Below are 24,842 nucleotides of genomic sequence, written 5' to 3'. Positions count from 1 at the left end.
TAAAGGAGAAAACAGATGAAAAAGATTTTAGTTGCATGTGGAGCTGGTGTTGTTACTAGCACATCAGCAATGAATAAGCTGCAAGAAGAACTAGCTAACAGGGGAATAGCGCAAGATGAATATACTTTAGGGCAATCTTCTGTGGCTCAGATTGAATCATTAGCTGGGGACTACGATTTAGTTATTACGACGACGCAATATGATAATGATGCGGTTAAAATTCCCGTCATTAATGGTTTGCCGCTTTTAACCAATATTGGGATTGACCAAGTTATTGATGAAGTAATCGATAAGTTAGATTTGTAATCTAAGGCTGTTAAATTCTTATACTACTGCATTTAAAGGGTGATTAATGTGACGGCAAGCAATTTTGCCAGTTTAACAAGAGCTCGGGAGTTATTAAACTATTTGGCAAAAGCACCTGGGTTTGTGAGTTTGAAAGAAATCTTAACCACTTTTAAAATCTCACGACGGACGGCTTTTAACTGGTTGAAAACAATTAATCAGCAGCTTCAAGCGCAAAAATTAGATCAAGTAGTTAATATTCCGCGTTACGGCTATAAACTAACTGACCGGACTAAGAAAAGTCTTACGCAAAAAATTGCGAAGGTGTCATCGCCGCAGATGGGTCATGAAACCATTTTAAATGCGCATGAGCGGCAAACTGAGATAATTTTGTTACTGCTGGATCAAAAGCATTACCTGTCAATTAATCAATTAGCTAAGATGTTTCATTGCTCTCGCAATACCATTATTAAGGACTTTAAGGCTCTTAAACGGCATTTTCCGGCACTAAAAATCGGCAGTTCGCGTTTAGGACACCGTATTATTAGTGATGAAAACTCTATTCGGCTGACAGTTTATGAATTATTATTGCGGCAAGACAAACTCGTTTATGCTTTTATCAATCGCTTAAATTATTCATTTTCTCAAGCCAAGGAATTGGTTATCAAGGCGCAGCAACAACTGCACATGAGCTTTTCTGAAAATTCGCTGCAGCAACTAACGTACCTGTTGTTGTTTACTAAGTGGCGGATCACGCACAATCAAACTATTGATAGAAGTGAAAACTGGCAGTGGATAGCTCAAAATACTAAAGATGTGTTGCCTACCTGTACCAAATTACTTGTTAAACTTGGTGGCAATAAGGAGTTTAAAGGAGAAATTGTTTTTCTCAGTAAAATTTTCTTGTGCTCCCAGGCAACAGAAGTTGATTGTATTAATAAAAATTTGTACCACGATATTAATAATATTGCTCAGGAAATAATCTTTCGCTACGAACAATTAACTGAACAGCAAATTTCGTACCGCGTGTTTACTAAGACTTTGTGTAATCATCTCTATGCAACCTTTTTCCGGGTAAAATTCGGTATCCCGTTTTCTTCCAGTGAGGTTGATGAGATTAAGTGGCAGTATCCCGTGTTAATCAAATTTACGGCAATTGCTTGTGCTCCGTTAGAGCATTATTTACAGAAAAAATTACCTAGTGAAGAAGTTGCCTTGATTTGTCTTTATTTTGGTTCGGTCAATAATCGGGAATACCGGGAATTTACGGAAAGTGATAAGTTAAAACGGGCATTGCTCGCCGAAGTTTTAGTGGTTTGCTCGAGCGGGATTGGGACGTCAGCGATGCTATACCACGAGCTTAGTAAAACTTATCCGCTAATCAAGTTTTCTTTACCGCTAGAAATTCGCGATTTGGCTAAAATTTTCCAACATAATTACCAGGCCAAACTGATTATTAGTACCACGACTTTGCCTAAGGGCAAATATCCCATTCCAGCCGTAAAGGTCAAAGCCGTTTTAACTAAGCATGACCAGACAATTATTGACAGTTTTTTGCGCCAGGAAGTACCACGTAAACTTGAGCATAATGCTAGCGCAGTAAACAGCTTGGTTTCCATTATTAATGAATATGCAGATGTAAAAGATGAAAAGGGCTTACGGCTTAGCCTGGATAAATTTATTTTTCCGGGTTTACAAAAAAATGATAAAGCAGACTTGCCCACGCTGAGCTGTCTTTTACCGGCTAAGCACATTAAAGTTTTGCGGAAAAAAGATCAACTCAAATGGCAGACGGTTTTAAAATGGGGGTGTAATTTACTTGAACAAGACGAAATCATCGACCAATTTTATTTTAAAAAAATTGTTCAATTGATTAATCGTTATGGTCCGTATATGTTAATTGCCAATAACATTTTTTTGGCCCATGCTGCCCCAAGTAATAGCAATAAGAAAGTTGGCTTATCATTAATCTTACTCGATCAGCCATTAGAAATTTGTTCACGTGGGGAATCTGCCTGGGTAACATGCATGTTTGTCCTTTCACCGGGAAAAGAAAAAGAACACGAAAAAGCACTTGAACAACTTGTAGACATTGTAAGAAACCAGGAAAACATTAATCGTCTATTGAAGGCTAAGTCACCGCAGGAAGTGCGCCAATTCTTATTATCGTTTTACTAAATAATTAAAAAGCGTTCATTGCAAAATGAGCGCTTTTTAACTGGCAAATTAATTGCTTAAATTGTATTGTTGATTGTACCAACGACCTTTGCCTTAACCCGAGTCGTATCACCCGGAGCGTAAGCCAAGGGTACTTCTGTAATTTCGACTACCTTAATTGAATCTGCTTTTGCGCCAGCAAGTATGGCTTGGCTAGTAGCCTGCTTTTTAACATCGGCTAATGCAGCAGTACGCTCAATTTGAGCATACTGATAAACTTTTTCATATTCTCCGCCAATGTTGGCAATAGTTGCACCAATTGCATTAGCAACATCACCGAATTTATTTTTAATTATCCGTTTCACACCATTTAATTTTGGTGGGGCAATGATTGCTCCGCCACCAACTAAAATAACATTGACATCTTCAGCACTGGTTTTCATTTGATCAATTCCATCTTCTAAAATACCAGCAATTTTTTTCATTACTTCGCGGGCAGTTTCTAGAGGGATTTTCTCTACTAGTTTAGGATTACCAATCTGGCAAAGACCTAATCTAACAGCAATATCTGTCGTAGTTAAAGTATCACCGCCAAAAACAATCGCTTTATCAGTTATTGCATAGCCCACACTGTCTGGGCCGATGGTTATGTTGCCATCATTGGCTACACGAACGATTGTCCCACCACCTAGGCCGACAGATAATACGTCAGGCATCCTGAAGTTAGTTCGCACTCCGCCAACCGTAACAGCCTTAGAAGATTCGCGTGGGAATCCATTACTAAGCACACCAATATCAGATGTGGTTCCACCAATGTCAATAGTTAGAGCATTTTTTAGCTTTGATAGGTAAGCAGCACCACGTATACTATTAGTTGGCCCACTACCAATTGTTAGAATAGGGTATTTGGCTGCGTATTCTATTGACATCAGTGTTCCGTCGTTTTGACACAGGTATTTTTTGGCAGCAACGATGTTTTCTTCAATTAACGCACTTGAAAAACCATTGGTAACATTTTTGATAACCTTATTTAGAGCAGCATTTAAAATTGTAGCATTTTCACGCCCAATTAAACCGATTGAACCAATTGATGATGAGGTAGAAACCGGAAAATCATCTCCTAGAACTTCGTGTGCCAATTCAACTACTCGTCTTTCCTGATCATCATTAATAGAAGAAAACACACCAACTACCGCTAGACTGTCTATTTGGTTTTTCCATTCGGCTAATTTACCAAGTACTTCTTTTTCTGAAAATGGGACAATGGGGTCACCATTAAACTCATATCCTCCATGAATTAGGGCGTAACGATTAGATAAAATTTGGCTAATATCTGCTGGCCATTCTGTATACGGTAAAATTGATGCGGTTGCAGGATAGCCTATCCGAAGAACGCCAACTTTACCAAGATTTTTTCTTTCAACAATTGCATTGGTAGCCTGAGTTGTTCCTAACATTGCTTGGCTAATTTGAGCTGGATCAATGTTATAGCTGCTAACGGCTTCGTGAATAGCATTTTTGATTCCAGTTGCAACGTCTTTAGTTGTGTGGGTTTTGGTTGAAGTAATGACGTTTAATTGATCATCTAAAACCACAGCGTCAGTGTTAGTTCCACCCACGTCGATTCCTAACTTGTACACTTATTTCTCCTCCTGCTTCTTTTGATAATTCATAAAACGCTGTTCAATTGGGATATAGTCAACATCGTACTTAAAGTACCGTGGGCCAACAAGTTTAATTCCGGCACTGGTCCGCCACTTTTTGTTTGCTGGTAGTCCTAAAACTATGATTCTTTTACCGTAATGAACTTCCTCATTAGTAATAGGTTGTAAGGTTTCTAAATCAATCATAGTAATCAAATCGGGAACAGTTGCTACAACTTGTTGATTCAGTTCCATAATAATGTTTTCATTTTGAAAAGAAATTTTACCAGTCTGGCCTTCATTTTCATTTAAGCCATCAAGAGTAATTTCACCGAAGTTAAAACCGCCTTTAGTAATATGCGAAATATCAGTAATTTTTGCAGTCATTAATTTATAACCATGGGTAAGTTGCAATAACTTAGCTAGTGCAGTGTCAATTGCGTCAAAATCATTTGCATGTTGAATTAACTGGCCTATTTTTTGGCTGAGATTGACAATGTTTAAAACCCCAGCTTCTCGTAATTCTTTTCCGGTGAGTGAGTCGCTTGCGCTTGAAGAAGTTGCACCAACTTGGACAGTAAAGTTTCTTCCTATTTTTTCAGCCCAAAAAGAATCGGGTGTATTAATTAGTGAAGTGTTGCCGCGTTCATCTGATAATACCATTGGTGTTACCGAGTGTCCTGCTAAAACAAATGTAGACATTTGCAATTCTGGGAAAGCTCGTCCCATACCATCAGCATCGGCTATTGGTATATTCATCTTAGCAGCGGCCACGATTGGCATCATTGAATTAATGCCACCAGCTTCAACTGGAAATGTGCCGTAAATTTTTTTGCCATAGTATTGTTCAAAAATTTTAAAGGCATTTGGAAATTCGTTACCGTTTGGGAATTTTTCCATTGAAACTGCAGGGGCACCAATATTTGAAGCAGACACAAATAGTTCGTCTTCTGGAAATTCACTTGGCTCTAGTAGGGTCACTGGACCGTGCTCTTTAATGGCAGAAATTGCCATTAATTCTCCAATAAATGGATTACCACCACCTCCAGAGCCAAGCAGTGCAGCTCCAATGGCAATTTGCTTAACATCACTAATATTTATTTCTTTACTCAAAATTAATCCTCCAATTCTTTATTTTTAGTAAACTGCTTGCTTGCTTTTCTAATTATTAGGTTGCCTAGGTAGTAAATTAAACCCGACGAAATTAAAACGTTGAGCGATTGCACTCCCCAGGTGACAAACTGCCCAATTAAAATGCCACTAATCCAAGCAACAATAGTCATTACTGGTAATTTTGAAGAAGTCTTTGGTAATTCACCTTTGGTCCGACTAATGGCTAGACTTTTGCGATCGGTTTTTAGAATCCAATAATCAACAAACATAATTGCGGCAATTGGGGGGAAAACTACTCCCAAAATGGTAAGGAACCCTTGAAATTTATCAATTAATCCAATCACTGATAAAATTGTGCCTAAAATTCCAGTGATAACGGTCATAACTGAACGATTTAGATTAACCTTAAAAACTTGTCTAAAAAAATTAACTACATTTAAACTAGCTGAATAAAGATTCATATCATTAACTTTTACCGATGATAAAACGATAAGAGCGATTCCCAATGCTCCAGTGAGCTGATAAATGATAGGCATAATTTCCTTAGAGCCAATTGCATGAGCCATTAACACTCCAATTACGTTAACGCCTAGTTCGCCAACAAGTGTTCCAATTACACAGACCCAAAAAACATCGCGTCCATTTTTGGTTCTTCGCGTTATGTCTGGCATAATAATTGCACCTACAATAAAATTACCAGTAACCATTGTGATGCCAGCTCCTAATCCCATAGCCGCTCCCGGAGCAGCCATTGTTACCAAATGGTTAAGGCTATTGCCTTTTAGCATATTATAAGTAGCAAAACCCATAACAACGATAAAAGCGGGAATTGAAATATTGGTTGTCCAGCTCAAACCTTTAAATCCGAAAATTACAGAAAAAGTGACTAGTAGCCCTGTTATTGTGGCAATTAACTGATAATTAATATTATGATGGGTGATTGAGTTTAGGATTTGAACTACCCCTTGAGCAAATACGGAATTTTGAATTCCAAACCAGCCTATTAAGCTAATTGCAAAAGTAAGCCCAACGATTGCTGAGCCAAATGTACCAAATCCGGCCCACTTTGACAGTAAGCTGGTTGGTAGTCCTTCGCGCTGGCCAGCTAATCCAAGACCGTAAGAGATAAATTGTAAAATCACACTACCTAAAATAGTTGCTAACACAGCGTCGTGAAAGGTCATGCCGTAACCAAGTTCTGCGCCAAGCATAAACTGACTTAGAGCTACAAAGCCACCAATTTGAACCATTAAAACTTTCCACATCGGATCACGTTTATTTTCTGGAAAGCGCTGAGTAGAATAATCGTCATAAATGTCTTCATTTGTTGTATTTTTTCTTTGTATGCTCATCATCCGTTTCTTCTTTCTATCAAAGTAGTTAATAATGTATATTAATTTTTAATAAAATTATAATTAAGTAAAGTTTAGATTAGCAAATTAATTATGTCAACACTTATTTTTAAAGTAAAATTAATTTTAATAGCATTGTATTGAAGGATAAAAATTAAAATTTAAGTAAGCCCATACCAATATTAAGAGATTTATTGAAAGTAAAGATAGACAAATTTTTGGGTTTAACCATTAAAATAATGGTCTGAATTACCTACAGCCTCAAGGCTTTTACAGCTACTTATAAAAGTAAGCGGTCACATCATATAATATGGCCGTATTTTTTCTTGGCACCTAAGAAAAAAAGTGTATAATTTAGATCATTAAGGTACCTAACTAAATTTGAAAATTGAGAGGATTGGTAAGAATGACACAAACTTTAAGTTACCAAACTAACCAAAAGGTGCAAAAAAATAGATGGTGGATATTGGTGGCAGTTGGGTTATTTACCTTTATGTCAACTTTAGACGGAACAATTGTTAATATCGCATTACCGGTAATTAGTAATGACCTGCATATTCCAATGAGCCAGTCGGAATGGGTTGTTTCCTTATACCTGATAGTAGTCTGCAGTTTTATTCTGTTCTTTGGCAAATTAAGTGATCTTCACGGAAAAATCAAAATTTTCCGGTTGGGAGCAATTTTTTTTATTGCTGGTTCACTGTTATCAGGTTTAAGGGTTAATCTAGTCTTTTTGTTGGCTGCCCGGGCATTGCAAGCGTTTGGTGCTGCAATGACGATGGCAACTAATAATGGAATTATCACCGAAATTTTCCCATCAACTGAACGCGGGAAGGCACTAGGAACTATTGGTTCATTTGTGGCCTTGGGTTCAATTGCCGGACCTGGCCTTGGCGGATTAATTTTAAGCCATCTTTCATGGTCATATATTTTCTGGCTAAATGTTCCAGTCGGTATTATTGCTGCTATTATTGGTGCAATTTACCTACCAAAAGACATTACCTTTACTAATGCACCGCTTGATAAGACTGGTTCATTCAGCTTTGCCTTGGGGATGGTTACCTTGTTTGGTGGCGTATTCTTAGGTCAGCAACTTGGCTTTACCGCAATGCCTGTTTTAGTCATGTTAATCGTTGGTATAGCTAGTGTTGTCTGGTTTGTTTATGTTGAAAATCATACAACTAATCCGTTGTTGCAATTCAACCTGTTCAAAAATCCTGATTTTTCAGTCAGCTTGTTGTGTGCATTATTAATCTTTATCACGAACTTCTTCTTTAATGTTGTTACGCCATTTTATCTTGAAAATGCCCTTCATTTGGCACCGAGCCAAGCAGGCGTAATTTTGATGATTTTACCAGTAGTTCAACTTTTTGCCGCACCAGTTGCCGGTACGCTTTCTGACAAGATTGGACCAAAATTAATTACCTTCATTGGGTTAGTACTACTTCTAATCAGTCAAATCGGTTACAGTCTGTGCAATCTGCACTCGTCCATTTGGCTGTTCATTGTGAGCATCGCTATTATGGGGCTTGGTAGTGGTATCTTTAGTTCACCGAACAATTCTTTGGTAATGAGCTCAGTTGAACAAAAAGACCTTGGTGTTGCCGGCAGTATTAACTCCCTGTCACGTAATTTGGGAATGGTAATTGGTATTTCAAGTGCAACGACGATTTTATTTGCTGCAATGAGTCATGCTAAGGGTGCACGGGTTACCGCATATTTGCCTAAACAACCAGAAATTTTCATTTACGGCATGCATGTTGTCTTCATGATTTCAATGATTATTTGCCTCATAACTGTTATTTTAAGTGGTTGGCGCTTATTTAAAAAAAACGCACAAAAGTAATTGCTTTTTTATTAAAAATATGCTAAAGAAAAAATGTTGGTGCAGAAATGCAGCAACATTTTTTGCGTTAAATTTAAAAATTAGTGTCCGAAATGGCTGGTATTCGCCTAGTTAACAAAATGGAAAATATCTAACAAAAAATAAGATAAACAATAATTTTTTCATAATTATTTCTTCTAAGCACTATTTTAGGTATATGATGGTATATAGGTAAGAATAAACCAAGCGAGATTGAGGAGGTTTGGTAGATGAGCCATAGAATTGTAACTTATTTAGCTATTTTTAAGCCCTTAGGAAATAATGTTTATGTAATTAATTTTCCTGATGTTAAAGGTGGAATTACTGAAGGCGAAGGTTTGCGCGAGTCAATGAAAATGGCTGCCGATACCTTAGCTAGCAGGTTGTATAATAAAGTTGAATTACCAAAATGTAGTAAAGAAAGCGAGATTCATCTTCCTGATGATGGTTCTTTTGTTGCTCCAGTTTCAGCTGATTTAACTGAGGCCTCACGTGATCGAATTAATTATAAAATTTAGCTAAAAAAGACACCCCAAATCCTTGGGGTGTCCTTTTTATTAACTTGTTCCAAAAACTAATTATAATTCTCGGGAACAAACATATTATAGTATATTAAAGTGCTTTTTGCTAATAATTTAGGCAATTTTCTTTAAAAATAGGCTGTAAAAAAATGTTGCCAAGCTAACGTTTAGTGGGTATTTTCTATTTTCTTTCATTATTGAGTAATTTTATAGTATAATCTTCTATCAAATAAATTTTTTTGCTAAAAAATTATTGACTTTCGTGCCTGAATTGACATAAGTGCCATTTACGTGCTATTTTCTATGAGGGAGAAAGTTTGGAGTAAGCTATGCAAACAATAGAAAGTTCTATTCTGCGTGCTGCTGTTGATGAAAAGGATGCACAATTAGTTAATTTTGTATCACAACATAATCAAATTGATTATTTCAAAGATGGCGACTCACAGAAGAAGTTAGGGATTGCCTTTATGGGTGATGACCAAGGTGAAAATTGGGCTGAGCTTTTGCCTTGGACTGTTGTCGATAAAGGAGATGCACGGGTTAGTTTAGCTTTGATTGATGATAGTGCGAGCTACAAAAGGTTTCCATATCATTTTGAAGCAATCTTGTCTTACATACTTGAAGGCAATCGCGTCACAATTAAATACTATTTAAAAAATAATTCACATAAGGAGATGCCATTTTCTGTTTTATTTACTTTGCCAATCAGCAACGGTTGGACAGAAAGTGAAAATGTGAACGAAATTGAGTTAAGCAAAAAGGATGTAACAATTAAGCTTGCATCTACTAATTTTGACTTAGCAATTAAAAATAAACAGATCGTTGCCATGCTTGATAAAGCTAAGCTTGACGGTGATAGCGACGTGGAGTTAACACTAACTCTTACATTAAGTTAAATAAATTAATGATTTTAATAAGATATTATAGACAAACCGACAGCGGTTTGTTTTTTTGCTATAATGTACTCATTGTATGTAAAAATTGGGTAAATAAAAGAAAATATGGATCACAACGATAACCACCCGGCAAAGACGCGGGTTGAAGTGAATAAACAAAATTACAAAAAAAGACGGCATATTTTAGAGTTTTTCATCAGTCTGGCTTTAATTGCTGCTGTCTGCTACTCGTCTTATGTTTATCTTCGAACAAAGAACGCAGTTGATAATACCTATGACAGCAATAATCACGTTCAAATTAAAAAGGGCGAATTTGATGGTAAAAAGAAGTTCGCTGTCTTACTGATGGGGACTGATACGGGTGCACTTGATCGTAAGGAAAAAATCGGCAATACGGATACAATCATTATTGCAGTTGTTAATCCGCAAAAAAAGCGGTATACATTAATGTCTGTTCCGCGTGATACAATGGCGCAAATGGTTGGTGCAGAGCAGTTTGAGATTGAAAAAATCAATGCTGCTTATCCAATTGGTGGTGCCAAAATGACTATGAACAGTATTTCAGAATTAGTTAATGTTCCCATTAAATACTATGCACTGGTTAACATGAAGGGAATTATGCGCCTAATTCGTTATGTTGGTGGGATTAATGTTCGGCCAACACTTAGCTTTGAGTATGGTGGCTATATTTTTAAGAAAGGCCAGTTAACTCATATGGGAGGAGGCGGCTCCTTAGCCTATTCAAGAATGCGTTATGATGACCCTGAAGGGGATTATGGCAGGCAAAAGCGGCAGCGCCAAGTTATCACGACTTTAATTAATAAGGTAGTGTCTTTAAATACGTTGACGCAACTGGACTCTGTTTTATCGTCTATTTCGGGTAATGTAAAAACGAACTTGCCTTTTGATGCTGTAAAGCAAATTGTCTTTAATTACCGTGGTTCGACTAAGAATGTCAAAAATGACTATTTACACGGGCATAATGCTACAATTGATGGTGCTTCTTACCAGGTACAATCGACTGCTGAATTGCAACGCGTTTCGAATTATTTACGCGCCGAATTAGGGCTTAAGCCGATGACAGTCAATAACAATGAAACTTACCAAAATAAACGCAACAAACGTCATGGTTTTGATTTTACCAATCCTGCAACGCAAGATTATAATATCTACAAAGATTATTTGGATCAACAGGAAGAAGGTGAAAATTAATGCTACGATTGTGGGCCACTCTAATTGGGTATGCTTTTGGTTGCTTGCTATTCGCCGTCTTAGTATGTCGGTTGGGCTTGCATCAGGATCCCACCAAAGTTGGTTCGGGTAACCCGGGAACTGCAAATGTTGGTGCTGTTTTTGGTAAAAAATGGGGTATAATTACCTGCATTGGCGATATTGCCAAAACTGTTATTTGTTTGCTACTTGTACACCATCTTTTAACAGAAAAAATTGCACTCGTATATGCAGGTCTTGGATTAGTTTTAGGCCACTGTTTTCCTTTTTGGGATCATTTTCAGGGCGGTAAAGGCGTGACTGTAGCTGTTTGGTTTGCAGCAATCTATGATGTTCGGGCTGCAGCTGTAACGTTACTTATTGCGCTAATACTAATGATTGTTTTAAAAAATCTGACGCTTCCGCCACTAGTTTTTATTTTATTATTCAGCCTTTATGAATTAACTCAAGTTAAGGAAGCCGGCATCGTATTATTATTCATTACACTAATCATGACCTTTAAGTTTAGGCATGATCTAGTTGACTTTTTAACGGGTAAAGGCAAAAAAGTTGATGTTTTATACTCAATTAAGAAAAAATTGGGGATAAAAGTGCAATAATTGATAGCATCATTTTTTAGTGAGGACAGATACTAGAAACATGAATAAAAATAAAAAAACGTTAAAAGTTGTGCAGATTGTTTGTCTGCTAGCAGCTACACTTTTCATGCTGATCCAGATGTACAGCTTGAAGGGGATTGCTGCCCGTGCACATTATTCGTTTGTTCGCTTTATGCCGAATATGCTGCACAACGCAACGATCATGATTGTACCAATGGTCTTTGGTGCTGTTTATAGCAAGAAAAAACAAAGCGTGAGCGAAAGCTTTAAATATTGGCTGATGGCAATTGTCACGCTAATTGTTTATTACATTCTTTTCTTCATTAAGGTGCCTGGTCGCTTTAATATGTGGCGTGTGTTTGGGATGCTATTTCCAATTATTACTAGCACTTCCGTTTTATTTGCGGGTCTGTTTTTCAGTATGCTGGTGCAGCCACGTCTTTATGATTTACAACACAAATTAACAGAAAAGCAAAATCTCTTAGTTTTAAGTATTCTAACCTTGCTAGGCTTTGCTTTGAGTGCGGGGAATTTGACATTCCAGTATTCACTGTATGGACTGTACCTTATCTTATTTTTTGCATGGGGGATGTTCTTAGCCAACGTTGAAATTAAGGGTAAGGTTTTAGCCCTTGCACTATTAAGTGGCTTAGTTTCGTTTTTTGTTGTAGTAATCGGCGTTTCTGGTTTTGATGCCGTTTATTGGTCACAAATCATTTCCGGCAACGGTGGTGGTGATTGGAATCGGGAATTTTTAAACAATCCGTCTTCGCCATTTATGTTTTTACTGGTAGTTGCTGCCTTTCTGCTTTTTAAGAAAATCATCATGACTTTTAGTGAAAAGCAAGTGCGTTACTTCATTCCCGTAATTATGTTGATGGACGCACCGATTTCTAATCGGTTTATGAATGCCTTCCGTTTCACTGGTTCATCTGTAATTAACAAGTTAATCATGATTGTCATCATGATTATTATTGCTATTATTTGGGATCAGCTACTAGAACGGTACTTATTTAAGCTAAAGCCTTGTATAAAAGTAATTGATTATTTAAACCACGAGTCCAGTTTAGCTAAGATTTGTGAAAAAGTTTGGCAAATATTTACCCGCTTTATCATAAGAAACCGGATTAATTTGTTAACGTGGGCCTGGTTTTATATCCTAAGTTTTGGTTCGTTTCTAATCGAATCGGACAATCTACGGATTCAAATCAGTACTGCTGCAACTATTAATGCGATTGTCTACTTGCTGGGCACTAAGTTCTTTGCCATCATTTTGACAACGATCTTTTTAGATGCTTTGTTCTCTATTTTTTACTTTATTACGACAAGATATTGGACTTCTAATATGCTTGTCAGTTTAATTGCGATTGGTTGGGCAATTGCGAATAAAATTAAGCTTCTTCTTCGTGGAGAACCAATTTACCCAACTGAAATTAGTGAAATTGTTAACTGGAAGACACTTTTGCCAATGGTTGGCAAGAAACTGATTATCGTCATTTTGATAGCCATTGTCATTATTATTGCACTTGATGTCTTCTTGGAACTTAAATTTACAATCAAAAAACATGGTTCATGGAAAAAGCGTGGGATCTGGGCATTGATTAGTTTGCTCTTATTCATGACGCCACTTCGTTTTAACCATGATGGTGGGGTTATTTACCACATTAACCGTGGATTTGATAACCGGCAGAAATTTAGGAATCCTGAGCGGGATATTCAGGTTAATGGGCCAGTCTTAAACTTCTTGAACTACATTGATTTGCAGATTATGGATCAGCCTGCAACAGGCTATTCTGCTTCAACAATCAAGCAGCTAAATGACAAGTATTCTAAGGTAGCAAATAGGATTAACAAAAACCGCAAGAACGATTTGCAAAAGCAAACAATTGTCTTTAACTTGAGTGAAAGTTTTGTTGATCCAAATACCTTCCCAACAATCAAATTTGAGCGTTCCGCTCCAAATCCAGTTAAATTTATTGAATCAATGAAGTCACGTTCTTCATATGGTACGATGCTTAGTGCTGGCTACGGCGGTGGTACTGCCAACATGGAATGGGAGACATTAACCGGACTGAATATGGGTCTATTTAAATCAACTTTGACACCATATGTTCAGGTTGTGCCAAATTATGACTTTTACCCAACAATTGGAATGAACTTTGATTACAAATCTGCTGTTCACCCATTTATTGGTACATACTATTCAAGACGTGAAGATTATCGCCGCTTTAAGTTCGATAAGTTTGTTTATGCCGGTTCCAAGTATAAGATTATTGACCAAAAGAAACTGGGCAAGAGTGGTTATAATTCCGACTTTACAACGTATGCAAATGGTTTACACCAAATTAATTCACGTAAGGGCGGCCAGTTTATTAACCTGATTTCAATTCAGAACCACATGCCTTATAACAATTGGTATCCGCATAACGAATACATGGGCAAGATTTCCGGTGATTTGTTTAACACCCCTGCTGTCCGTGAACAGATGGCAACATATGTCAAGGGGACACAATACACTGATAAGGCGGTTAAACAATTTATCGGTCAGATTGATAAAATTAAGAAGCCGATTACCTTGGTCTTCTATGGTGATCACTACCCAAGCATTATTTCACAAAGTTATACTGCGAAATATCCGGTACAAATGCACTCAACTCGCTACTTTATTTACTCAAATAAATATGCGCGTGAACACGGCGCTAAGACGAGATTGCCACGGAAGGCGAATAACTTTGTCAGTTCCAGTGACTTTATTGCAATGATGTTGGAACAAACTGATTCAAAGGTAACGCCATACCAAGCACTCTTAACTGAGGTTCATAAGAAACTGCCTGCAATTACCATTAATTTTGATGGCGATAAGGGTTATGAGTTAATTGGTCGCAAGGGTCAAGTAATTGATCCAAAATATCTCACTAAGAAGCAACAAGAATTATTGTCCGACTATGAGACTATTCAGTATGATATGACTGCTGGTAAGGCTTATGGTTTGGGAATTAAAGGATTCTACAAGTAAAAACGGATATTGACTTATTAAATAAAAATGAGTATGATCATTTATAATCAATTTAAGTAGCACTTCGATTCAGCGGACAGAGAACTAGCGGCTGGTGTGAGCTAGACAGGTCGAAGAAAGCGAAATACAAATAACAGGGTGGTTTCTTTAAAGACCAAGTTAAGGCGTTTATTTGAACGCAAACGTGGGTGGTACCACGGCTATGAAAAAGTAATTTAGTCGTCCCTAGATTCGATTTAGAATCTAGGGATTTTTTATTGGAGGAAAATGATGGCGAATTTTGATATCTTAGAGGACTTAAAATGGCGCGGCGCAATTAACCAGCAAACTGATGAAAAAGGTTTGGCTGAATATCTTGAAAAGCACGATGATTTAGCCTTATATTGTGGTACAGATCCGACAGGTGACTCACTTCATATTGGTCACTTAATTCCTTTTATGATTTTGAAGAGATTTCAACTTGCAGGCTACCACCCAGTTATTGTTATCGGTGGTGGAACAGGTACGATTGGTGATCCATCTGGTAGAAGCTCTGAACGAGTATTGCTTAGTGCAGAAAAACTTCACCAGAATGAATTAGCTTTAACCAGACAAATGGAAAAACTGTTTGGGACCGAGAACTTTGAAATTGTTAACAATGCTGAATGGTTGGATAAACTGAGTCTGATCGAATTTTTGCGTGAATATGGGAAACATTTCCAAGTAAACAACATGTTAAGTAAGGATGTTGTAGCCAATCGGTTAGAAAATGGTATTTCATTTACTGAATTTTCATACCAAATTTTGCAGGCCATTGATTTTTACCAATTGAATAGAGAACATGGTGTTCAAATGCAAATTGGTGGTAGTGACCAATGGGGCAACATTACGGCAGGAATTGACTTGATTCATAAATTATTGGGTTCTGATCGCCAAGCATTTGGTTTGACCATTCCGTTGATGCTAAAAGCTGATGGAACTAAATTTGGTAAATCAGCCGGTGGTGCTGTTTGGCTTGATCCGGAAAAGACCAGCCCATATGAGTTCTACCAATTCTGGATAAACCAAGATGACCGTGACGTTGTTAAATACCTGAAATACTTCACTTTCCTCAGTCACGAAGAAATTGATGAGCTGGCAGAACAAGTTAAGAATGAGCCATGGAAACGGACTGCACAGAAGACTTTAGCTCGGGAAGTAACTAAATTTGTTCATGGACAAGAGGGCCTGCAAGAAGCAGAAATGATCACTGATGCACTATTTTCTGGTGATATCAAGGACTTGACCGTTAAGCAAATTGAACAGGGACTTAAGAGTGCCCCTACGGCTGAAGCAGATGCTAGTGCAAAGAACATTGTTGACTTCCTAGTTGAGACAAAGATTGAACCATCTAAGCGGCAAGCACGTGAAGATGTTACTAACGGTGCAATTTATATTAATGGTGACCGGCAACAATCTGTTGATTTTGTAGTTGATCCGGAAAAGGCCTTCTCTGGTAAATACGTTATTGTCCGTAAAGGGAAGAAAAAGTACACCTTAGTTAATATTACTGCCTAATTTGACGATTAAGAAACGACCTACTGCATTTTACAAAGTGGGTCGTTTTTATTTTTGGCAAAATGATGGGGCAAAGGCATTAAGTGGTTTAAAATAGAATTAACTAATTTTTGAGGGGATGATAGCTATGCGCGCTAGGGTAATCATTTATAATCCTGATTTGACGGCAATTTTATTAATTCATCGGCAAAAAAAGCAGCGAAATTATTGGGTAGTCCCTGGCGGCGGTGCAAAAAGGAGTGAAACGCCACGAGAAACTGCCATTAGAGAAATTAATGAAGAATTACGAATAGAGTTAACGCCAGCACAATTACGGCAACTGTTTGTGATCGATGATGAATACTTCTTTTTAACTGATTATCGGCAAAAAGCTGTGCCTGACATTAGCGGCGAAGAAAAAGAGCGGTCAACCAGTACGAATGTTTATCGACCGGCTTGGGTTTCTTTGTCCGAATTGTTAAAAATCAACTTGATGCCACCCGCATTAAGCAACAAGATTCTAGCAGTGATTAAATAGCGACTGTAAATATTTGTTTTATTATTTTTGGATTTATGATTGACATGTTACTATCTGTTAATTCATAATTTGGTTTTAGCAATATAAACTTATTGACTAAAAGGCCCTAATAAAGGAGGCTCACCTATGAGTAATGATGAAATATTAGTTACAACAACTGAAAATATACCTGGTAAGGAATACGAGGTTATCGGTGAAGTATTTGGTTTAACGACCCAGTCTAAAAATATGATTAAAGACTTCGGTGCAGGTTTAAAGTCAATGGTTGGTGGAGAAATCCGCAGCTATACACAAATGTTGCAAAAGTCACGTGAACAAGCTTTAGAGCGCTTGCGGCAAGAAGCTGTAGAAAAAGGTGCTGACGCAATTGTGATGATGCGCTTTGATTCTGGTACAATTGGTGGTGACATGCAATCAGTTGTTGCCTATGGAACAGCAGTGAAATTTCGCTCAAGTGCAGAATAATTAATTACTGCGGAGATATCCACCGGACATGGTGGATATTTTTTTGATAGAATATTCTTGCCGCTTTAGCTCAGGAGGTAGAGCACCGCCGTGGTAAGGAGGAGGTCCTCAGTTCAAATCTGGGAAGCGGCTTAGTGAAAGGAAGGGAAGATAAAGTTGGATTTAGATAAGATTACCAGTTTTGTTAAACAGCAATTAAAAGACGAAAAAACCGGGCATGATTTTTATCATGGCCGGCGAGTTGCCAATTTGGCTAGTCAAATGTATTTGCAGGATAATCCAGATGCACGACCTAATAGCCGTATGGTGGCAATTATTAAAGCAGGAGGGTATCTGCACGATACGATTGACGAAAAGATCTGTGCGGACCCTGAGGCGGTTATCGCGCAAATTAAACAGCTATTACCCCAGGCTGGTTTTACTGAATTAGAAGTCCAGGATATTTTGTTTACGATTCAGCATATGTCTTTCTCCCAAAATATTGAGCATCATTACCAATTGCCAGTATCTGGTGAATATGTTCAGGATGCGGACCGAATTGAAAGCTTAGGGGCCATGGGAATTGCCCGTGCTTTTACCTATGGTGGTGCTCACGGAAATGCAATTTATGATCCTGAAATTAAGCCCCAGAAGTTGGTCAGTCACGATCAATATCGTGAACACACGGAAACAACGATTAATCATTTTTACGAAAAGTTATTCCAACTTGAAGATTTGATGAATACCGCTGGCGGTAAAAAAGAAGCACACAGAAGAACAGAATTCATGCGTGCTTTTGTTAAAGAATTTATGGCGGAATGGGATGTTTAAAAGTGCTACAGCGCCTGCTCCATTTGTAATAGGGCTTGTTTGCGCTCAATTCCGCCAGCATATCCAATTAATGAGCCATCCTGGCCGATAACCCGGTGGCAAGGAATAATCAGGGTAATAGGATTGTGACCAACGGCTCCGCCAATTGCCCGTGCCTTGTTAATCTTTTTCGATTCCTGTTTTTGCAACTGGTCAGATAACTCTTTGTAAGTCGTAGTTTGTCCGTAAGGAACTTTTTGTAATTCCTGAAAAACTTGCTCACGAAAAAGTGTTACCTCTGGTTTGATTGGAACTGCGAATGGATCGGGCTGTTGCCCGGAGAAATATTCGGTTAGCCACTGTAATGTCAGCTTAAGTGGCCACACTATTTTTTCATCTGCTTGTTCTAGCTGATAGTTTGCGCCGAAAAATTTTTGATCATTAAACCATAGACCGAGTAAGTACTGATCACTACTTAAAAGGATCATTTCGCCAAGAGGCGACTGATAGGTTGCTTTGTGTAAAATCTTGTTCATAAAATTTAACCGTTAATTTTTTAGAGAACCACGTCAATCGTGGCTCTTTTTTTACTGGTGATATTTAAGCTTATTTTAGCCTAAAAGTTCTTACTTTAATAGCGAGTAAAAGGAGTTTCCTATCAGGATAACTTTACATAAATTCGTAAAATCAAAAAAATTTTGTTTTTGTGCTTGTTGCATACAAAAATAGATAGCATTAAGCTTACATTCTGGTCTATACCAAATACAAACCGCATGATATCAACACTCTATGTTGTGCTGTTCTTTTGACATAGCTACTAAATATTGATATTTTAGGTAATGAAATAAACAGGAGGTCAAAAGATGAGGACGAATATTAAGAAGATTTTTTCACTTGCAACGGTGGCAGTTACGGCGGGGATTGCCCTGACGGCTTGTTCTGGCAAAAAACAGGGCGGTAGTGGTAATTCTACCAATAATGCTAAGCATTCAATCGCGCTGATTACTGATACTGCTGGTGTTAATGACAATTCATTTAATCAGTCAGCTTGGCGCGGCTTTAAGGCATACGGCAAAGAACATAACATCAAGCGTGGCCGTAATGGATACCAGTACTTCCAATCAAGCAGTGCAGCAGACTTCGAACCAAATTTTGACCAGGCAAGTAAGGCCGGCTATCAAACCATTTTTGGTATTGGTTATAGTCTAAAAGATGCTGTTAGCGCAGCTGCCAAAAAGGATCCCAAGAAAAACTTCGTTATTGTTGATGACGTGGTTAAGGGCCAAAAGAACGTTGCTTCTGCAAACTTCAAGAGTGAACAAGCTTCTTATTTAGCCGGTGTTGCTGCCGCTACCCAAACTAAGACTAATGTAATTGGTTTTATCGGTGGTGCACACAGTGATATTATTGACCTCTTCGACGCTGGCTTTACTAAAGGTGTGAATGACCAAGCCAAAAAGCTCCATAAGAAAATTACCCTGTTAAATCAATACGTTGGCAACTTTACTAGTGCTGATAAAGAAAAAGCAATTGCCCAATCAATGTACGCTAAAAAAGCGGATATTGTCTTCCATGCTTCGGGATTAGCCGGAAATGGTCTTTTCCAAGAAGCAAAAGCTATTAACCAGAACCGTGCTGCAGATAAAAAAGTTTGGGTTATCGGTGTTGATGTTGACCAATCATATCTCGGCAACTACAAGACTAAGGACGGTAAAAAAGATAATTTTGTCCTAACTTCCGTCATTACAGGCGTAAATGTAGCTACTCATGATATTGCCAACCGTGCATATAACGGTAAGTTCCCTGGTGGTAAGCAACTAGTTTACGGCCTTGATACAAATGGTGTTTCCATTATGCGTGGTCATATCAATGACACGGCATGGAACTATTCGCGGAAGGCACGCAGCGAAATTATTGCTGGTAAGATTAAAGTGCCAATTCACCCTGCTAAATAGTTCGCCTTTAACATAACTATAGTTTTTTAAGCCCTTTATATTACATCTTATTCTTGAAATTATACGTATTTTATAATAAAGTAGTTAATGAAAAGTTCGTATTTTGTGGAGGGTAAGAAAAATTATGGGTAAGAAATTTACGAAGCTTTTGTCTTTAGGAGCACTTGCTGCGTCATTTACGTTGCTGGTGAGTGGTTGTTCTGGTAAAAAACAGAATTCAACCGCGCAAAGTAAAAAGGACAGTATTGCTTTAATTACAGATAGTAATGGTATCAACGACCAGTCTTTTAATCAGGCTGCTTGGGAAGGCTTTAAAGCTTATGGTAAAGAGCACAACTTGCAAAAAGGCAGTGGCTATCAATATTTCCAGTCAAATAGTGCCACTGACTACACGCCTAACTTTAATCAAGCTGCTAAGTCAGGCTATAAGACAATTTTTGGTATCGGTTATTTGTTAAAGGACTCTGTCAGTGCAGCTGCTAAAAAGAACCCGAAGAAAAACTTTGTAATTGTTGATGATGTGATTACTGGTCAAAAGAATGTTGCTTCCGTAACTTTTATGAGTAACCAGTCTTCATATTTAGGCGGAGTTGCTGCAGCGTACTCAACTAAGACTAACAAGGTTGGTTTTATTGGCGGTGCCAAGTCAGCGATTATTGGCTCATTTGAAAGCGGCTTTAAGCAAGGCGTTGAAGACGCAGCTAAGGCAATGCACAAGAAAATTACTGTCAGTTCCCAATATGTTGGCAACTTTACTTCGACTGATAAGGCTAAATCAATGGCGCAATCGATGTATGCAGATAAATGTGATGTGATTTTCCAAGCAGCTGGCTCTGCCGGAAATGGTGTTTTCCAGGAAGCAAAAGCACATAACCAAACACGTCTAGCTGATCAAAAAGTCTGGGTTGTTGGTGTTGACGTTGACCAGCAAAACATGGGCGAATATAAGGCAAAAGATGGTAAAAAAGCTAACTTTACTTTAACTTCAGTGCTGAAAGGCTTAAATGTTGTCACTAAATCTTTAGCTGATGACGCTGTTAAAGGCAAGTTCCCGGGTGGCAAGCATTTAGTTTACTCGTTAAAGGGTAACGGTGTTTCCGTCACTAAGGGCAACCTTTCGCCTAAAGCTTGGGCAGCAGTCCAAAAGGCGAGAACAGAAATTATTGCTGGCAAAATTAAAGTTGCGCAAAATTAGCAGTTAGTTAAATGTTTTTAAGAACTCTTTGTGTATTAATATGCAAAGAGTTTTTTACAAAAGGAAATTAATAATTGAAATGAAAAATACGACTAATGTAATTGAGATGCGGCATATAGTCAAAGACTTTAACGGCTTTAAGGCTAATAATGATATTAACCTTACTTTGCAAAAAGGTGAGATTTTAGCCCTTCTTGGTGAAAATGGTGCGGGAAAGTCAACTTTGATGAGCATTTTGTCAGGACTGCTTATGCCAACTTCTGGTGAAATCATTGTTCGCGGGCAAAAAGTAGCAGTCAAAAATCCGACTGTAGCTAAGGATCTAGGCATTGGCATGGTTCACCAGCATTTTATGTTGATGAATTCATTTACGGTTTTGGAAAATATTATTTTAGGCCACGAAACGACTAAGGGCCCGAAACTTGATTTCAAAAAAGCCCAAAAGCAGATTGAGGAGTTATCTGCTCGGTATAATTTAAATGTTGATCCAAATAAAAAAGTGGGCGAAATAACAGTTGCCCAGCAGCAGAGAGTAGAAATATTGAAGGTTCTTTATCGCGGCGCTGATATTATGATTTTTGATGAACCCACTGCTGTTTTAACCCCGCAAGAAATAACCGAGTTTATTCAGATCTTGCAAGAATTGGCCAAAGAAGGAAAGTCAATCATCTTGATTACGCACAAGCTGGAAGAGATTAAGCGAGCTGCTGATCGGGTTACGGTTATCCGTGCTGGTAAAAGTGTGGGTACGTTTGAAGTAGCAGATGTATCTAATAATCGTTTGGCTGAGTTAATGGTTGGCCGTCATGTTGATATGCGACTGGATAAACCTGAAGCCAAGCTAGGTAAAACAACGCTTAAAGTTAGTGACTTAAAGGTAAAAAATAAGCAAGGCATTTTAACGCTTAAGGGCTTATCTTTTAACTTGCGTGCAGGTGAAATTTTAGGAGTTGCAGGAATTGATGGCAACGGTCAAGACGAATTAGCTCGGGCGTTAACTGGCATGCAGCACGTTGATTCCGGCAAGGTTATGATTAATGACGAAGACATGACTAACCAAAAGGTCCGCAAGATTACTGAAAAGGGCGTTTCTTATATTCCTTCTGATCGGCAAAAATACGGCTTGATTTTGCCATTTTCAATTTCTGATAATTTGGCATTACAAAATTATTACCGTGAGCCATACTCTAGCCATCATTTAATGCATTATGATGCCATTCATCAGCATGCTAATCAGTTGATTAAGAAGTTTGATATCCGAACTACAGGCAGCAATCTGCCAGTTAGTGACCTATCCGGCGGTAACCAGCAAAAAGTAATCATTGCACGTGAACTGAACCTTAACAGCGATTTGATTATTGCCTTTCAACCAACGCGTGGACTTGATGTTGGTGCAATTGAGTATATTCATAAACAGCTGCTCCTTGAACGGGCTAAGGGTAAAGCAATTTTATTAATTTCCTATGAGCTAGATGAAATTATGCAGTTGTCTGATCGAATTATTGTTCTTCATGACGGTAAGATTTCCGGTGAAGTAAAACCCGAAACAACCAGTGATGAAGAATTAGGCTTGTTAATGACGGGTATCAAGAAAGAAGGCAACGCTCTTGCTTAAAGTAAATCCCAAAACTAAAAAAATCTTAGTACCAATTATTTCAATTCTCGCCGGCTTTTTAGTTGGTGCTTTAATTATGCTTATATGGAGCTATAATCCGTTTGAAGCATATGCGTCAATGTTTTCGAGTGCTCTGGGCAATATGAATGGAATCGGTGAAACTATTCGTGAAGCTACACCGCTGATTTTTACGGCTATTGGTTTTGCCATTGCCTCTAGCGCCGGCTTTTTCAATATCGGGTTACCCGGACAGGCACAAGCTGGCTGGCTAACTTCAATTTGGGTGGTGCTTGCTAATCCTAATATGCCTAAGGCATTATTGCTGCCACTTGCAATTATTGCCGGGATTGCTGCCGGTGCATTAGTTGCCGGAATTGCCGGCTGGCTGCGGGCTCAGTTTGGGACCAACGAAGTGATTACTACGATTATGTTGAACTATATTGTGCTTTATTCTTGTCAGTATTTAATGCAGCAGATTATGCCAAAAACGATGAGAATTGATACGGACACAACTAAAACAATTGCTGCTAATGGTAGTTTAAAAATTGACTGGCTCAGCTCGATGTTTGGCGATTCGCGAATTAATGCGGGCATTTTCTTAGCTATTATTGGCGTGTTCATTTACTGGTACTTAATGAAAAAGACAACCACCGGCTTTGAAATTCGGTCGGTTGGTGCCAACCCATTTGCCAGCCGTTATGCCGGAATGTCGACGAAGAAAAATATTCTGTATTCAATGCTTTTATCCGGTGGCTTTGCCGGCTTAGGCGGTGTTGTTCAGGGATTAGGAACATATCAAAATTACTTTACCCAGACAACTAGCTTGGATATCGGTTGGGACGGTCTTTCTGTTGCCTTACTGGGTGGTGGAACTGCCATTGGCATCCTGTTAGCAGCAATTTTATTTTCAATTTTAAAAATTGGTGGTTTGGGGATGCAGACGATTGCCGGGATTCCTTATGAAATAGTTTCGATTGTGATTGCAGCAATTATTTTCTTTGTGGCGATTCAATATGTGATTGGCTTGCTCTTTAAAAATAAGCGGGTAACTGCTAGTGACTCGCAGCAAGAAGAAAAGATAGCTACTACTCAGGACAAGGCACCAAGTGCAACCAGTACTGAAGGAGGACGAAACTAATGAATTTGCTTACCATTTTATCTTTATTGGTGTCTTCCACCTTCGTTTACTCAACGCCGCTAATCTTTACTTCACTAGGTGGCGTTTACAGTGAAAATTCTGGGATTACAAACGTTGGCCTTGAAGGAATTATGACTATGGGCGCTTTTGCCTCAGTAGTCTTTAACCTGACTTTTGCATCCACCTTTGGCAAAGCCACCCCTTGGCTAGGGTTAATTGTTGGTGGAATAGTCGGTTTAGTATTTTCACTGCTTCATGCGGTAGCAACAATTAACTTCCATGCGGATCATGTCATTAGTGGGACGGTTTTGAACTTGATGGCTCCACCCCTCGGCGTCTTTCTCGTTAAAGCGATTTATGATAAAGGTCAAACCGAAAACATTACGCAAAGTTTTGGCTATTTCAGCTTTCCTGGCTTGGCCAATATTCCAGTAATTGGACCAATTTTCTTTAAAAACACTTCTGCACCTGCTTGGCTGGCAATTATTGTTTCTATTTTGTTATGGTGGATTTTATATAAAACCCGTTTTGGCTTGCGTTTACGTTCTTGTGGTGAGAATCCCCAAGCAGCTGATACAATGGGAATTAACGTTTACGCCATGAGATATGCGGGCGTTCTTATTTCTGGTTTCTTAGGAGGAATTGGTGGGGCAGTTTTTGCACAGGCCATTTCTGGTAATTTTTCCATCTCAACTATTGTGGGACAAGGTTTTATGGCGTTAGCCGCAATGATTTTTGGTAAATGGAATCCGCTTGGAGCAATGCTGGCATCATTATTCTTTGGCTTTGCGCAAAGTATTAGCATTATTGGTAACCAGCTGCCATTTTTCAATCATATCCCATCAGTTTATATGCAAATTGCACCGTATGTAATTACGATTGTCATTTTGGTATTATTCTTTGGTAAATCAGTTGCACCCGCAGCAGACGGACAAAATTATATTAAGTCAAAATAA

General features: G+C 38.3%; 21 protein-coding genes and 1 tRNA gene. 18 read left to right on the top strand and 4 right to left on the bottom strand.

What is annotated here, in order from left to right; all coding sequences use genetic code 11:
* The first annotated feature begins 15 nt into the window (after positions 1–15).
* Together J3U54_RS01460 and J3U54_RS01455 are read left to right on the top strand one after the other, a co-directional pair.
* The gene (locus J3U54_RS01460; RefSeq protein ID WP_103752936.1) at positions 16–306 is read left to right on the top strand and encodes a PTS sugar transporter subunit IIB; all 291 of its coding nucleotides are present in this window, start codon (positions 16–18) and stop codon (positions 304–306) included.
* A gap of 102 nt (positions 307–408) precedes the next feature.
* Positions 409–2,463, top strand: a complete 2,055-nt coding sequence (locus tag J3U54_RS01455; protein WP_267384679.1) for a PTS sugar transporter subunit IIA — start codon at positions 409–411, stop codon at positions 2,461–2,463.
* 56 nt (positions 2,464–2,519) lie between these two features.
* Here the strand turns inward: J3U54_RS01455 and J3U54_RS01450 are convergent, their stop codons facing one another.
* Genes J3U54_RS01450 through J3U54_RS01440 form a run of 3 tightly spaced genes read right to left on the bottom strand, consistent with a single transcriptional unit; the run spans position 2,520 to position 6,553 of the window.
* Positions 2,520–4,082 carry a hydantoinase/oxoprolinase N-terminal domain-containing protein gene (locus J3U54_RS01450; protein ID WP_103752934.1) on the bottom strand — a complete coding sequence of 521 codons (1,563 nt, stop codon included), beginning with the start codon at positions 4,080–4,082 and terminating at the stop codon, positions 2,520–2,522.
* Entirely contained in the window at positions 4,083–5,198 is a 1,116-nt protein-coding gene (locus J3U54_RS01445) for a DUF917 domain-containing protein (RefSeq protein ID WP_103752933.1), read from the bottom strand.
* A 2-nt stretch (positions 5,199–5,200) separates the two neighbouring features.
* Positions 5,201–6,553, bottom strand: a complete 1,353-nt coding sequence (locus J3U54_RS01440) for a purine-cytosine permease family protein (protein WP_267384678.1) — start codon at positions 6,551–6,553, stop codon at positions 5,201–5,203.
* A 403-nt stretch (positions 6,554–6,956) separates the two neighbouring features.
* Here J3U54_RS01440 and J3U54_RS01435 point away from each other — a divergent pair, with 403 nt between their 5' ends.
* From J3U54_RS01435 to J3U54_RS01385, 11 genes are all read left to right on the top strand, one after another.
* Positions 6,957–8,396, top strand: coding sequence for an MFS transporter (locus tag J3U54_RS01435; protein ID WP_267384677.1), 1,440 nt, complete (start codon positions 6,957–6,959; stop codon positions 8,394–8,396).
* A 248-nt stretch (positions 8,397–8,644) separates the two neighbouring features.
* The gene (locus J3U54_RS01430; protein WP_220234819.1) at positions 8,645–8,932 is read left to right on the top strand and encodes a type II toxin-antitoxin system HicB family antitoxin; all 288 of its coding nucleotides are present in this window, start codon (positions 8,645–8,647) and stop codon (positions 8,930–8,932) included.
* Positions 8,933–9,264: 332 nt separating this feature from the next.
* A complete protein-coding gene (locus tag J3U54_RS01425) occupies positions 9,265–9,831 on the top strand; it encodes an aldose epimerase (protein ID WP_103752929.1) in 567 nt (188 codons plus the stop codon).
* A 105-nt stretch (positions 9,832–9,936) separates the two neighbouring features.
* Entirely contained in the window at positions 9,937–11,043 is a 1,107-nt protein-coding gene (locus tag J3U54_RS01420; protein WP_103752928.1) for an LCP family protein, read from the top strand.
* Positions 11,043–11,660, top strand: coding sequence for a glycerol-3-phosphate acyltransferase (locus tag J3U54_RS01415; RefSeq protein WP_103752927.1), 618 nt, complete (start codon positions 11,043–11,045; stop codon positions 11,658–11,660). The genes J3U54_RS01420 and J3U54_RS01415 overlap by 1 nt, the downstream gene beginning before the upstream one ends.
* A gap of 40 nt (positions 11,661–11,700) precedes the next feature.
* Complete coding sequence (locus J3U54_RS01410) at positions 11,701–14,676, top strand: LTA synthase family protein (RefSeq protein WP_103752926.1); 2,976 nt, start codon at positions 11,701–11,703, stop codon at positions 14,674–14,676.
* Between the two features lie 270 nt (positions 14,677–14,946).
* Positions 14,947–16,212: a tyrosine--tRNA ligase gene (tyrS, locus tag J3U54_RS01405; RefSeq protein WP_267384666.1), complete on the top strand. Its 1,266-nt coding sequence runs from the start codon at positions 14,947–14,949 to the stop codon at positions 16,210–16,212.
* Between the two features lie 127 nt (positions 16,213–16,339).
* Entirely contained in the window at positions 16,340–16,729 is a 390-nt protein-coding gene (locus J3U54_RS01400) for an NUDIX domain-containing protein (RefSeq protein WP_267384664.1), read from the top strand.
* 126 nt (positions 16,730–16,855) lie between these two features.
* Positions 16,856–17,194, top strand: coding sequence for a heavy metal-binding domain-containing protein (locus J3U54_RS01395; protein WP_103752923.1), 339 nt, complete (start codon positions 16,856–16,858; stop codon positions 17,192–17,194).
* Between the two features lie 59 nt (positions 17,195–17,253).
* Positions 17,254–17,326, top strand: a tRNA-Thr gene (locus J3U54_RS01390).
* Between the two features lie 24 nt (positions 17,327–17,350).
* Positions 17,351–18,004: an HD domain-containing protein gene (locus tag J3U54_RS01385; protein ID WP_220220181.1), complete on the top strand. Its 654-nt coding sequence runs from the start codon at positions 17,351–17,353 to the stop codon at positions 18,002–18,004.
* Between the two features lie 5 nt (positions 18,005–18,009).
* On the opposite strand, the gene J3U54_RS01380 is transcribed toward J3U54_RS01385, so the two are convergent.
* The gene (locus J3U54_RS01380; protein WP_323848292.1) at positions 18,010–18,519 is read right to left on the bottom strand and encodes a methylated-DNA--[protein]-cysteine S-methyltransferase; all 510 of its coding nucleotides are present in this window, start codon (positions 18,517–18,519) and stop codon (positions 18,010–18,012) included.
* 327 nt (positions 18,520–18,846) lie between these two features.
* On the opposite strand from J3U54_RS01380, the gene J3U54_RS01375 reads away from it, so the two are divergent.
* The 5 genes from J3U54_RS01375 (at position 18,847) to J3U54_RS01355 (ending at position 24,842) form a co-directional block, all read left to right on the top strand.
* Positions 18,847–19,938 (top strand): BMP family lipoprotein, encoded by a 1,092-nt coding sequence (locus tag J3U54_RS01375; RefSeq protein ID WP_103752250.1) that lies wholly within the window; start codon positions 18,847–18,849, stop codon positions 19,936–19,938.
* A gap of 124 nt (positions 19,939–20,062) precedes the next feature.
* The gene (locus J3U54_RS01370; protein WP_103752251.1) at positions 20,063–21,133 is read left to right on the top strand and encodes a BMP family lipoprotein; all 1,071 of its coding nucleotides are present in this window, start codon (positions 20,063–20,065) and stop codon (positions 21,131–21,133) included.
* A gap of 79 nt (positions 21,134–21,212) precedes the next feature.
* On the top strand, positions 21,213–22,748 hold the full coding sequence (locus tag J3U54_RS01365) for an ABC transporter ATP-binding protein (protein WP_103752252.1): 1,536 nt from the start codon (positions 21,213–21,215) through the stop codon (positions 22,746–22,748).
* Positions 22,741–23,886, top strand: a complete 1,146-nt coding sequence (locus tag J3U54_RS01360; protein ID WP_267384659.1) for an ABC transporter permease — start codon at positions 22,741–22,743, stop codon at positions 23,884–23,886. The genes J3U54_RS01365 and J3U54_RS01360 overlap by 8 nt, the downstream gene beginning before the upstream one ends.
* The gene (locus J3U54_RS01355; protein WP_103752254.1) at positions 23,886–24,842 is read left to right on the top strand and encodes an ABC transporter permease; all 957 of its coding nucleotides are present in this window, start codon (positions 23,886–23,888) and stop codon (positions 24,840–24,842) included. The genes J3U54_RS01360 and J3U54_RS01355 overlap by 1 nt, the downstream gene beginning before the upstream one ends.

This window comes from Lactobacillus sp. B4007 (assembly GCF_026535895.1).
Classification (GTDB): Bacteria; Bacillota; Bacilli; order Lactobacillales; family Lactobacillaceae; genus Lactobacillus; species Lactobacillus panisapium.
Note: the sequence above shows the minus strand (reverse complement) of the source record. Positions and strands in the feature narration are given on the sequence as shown.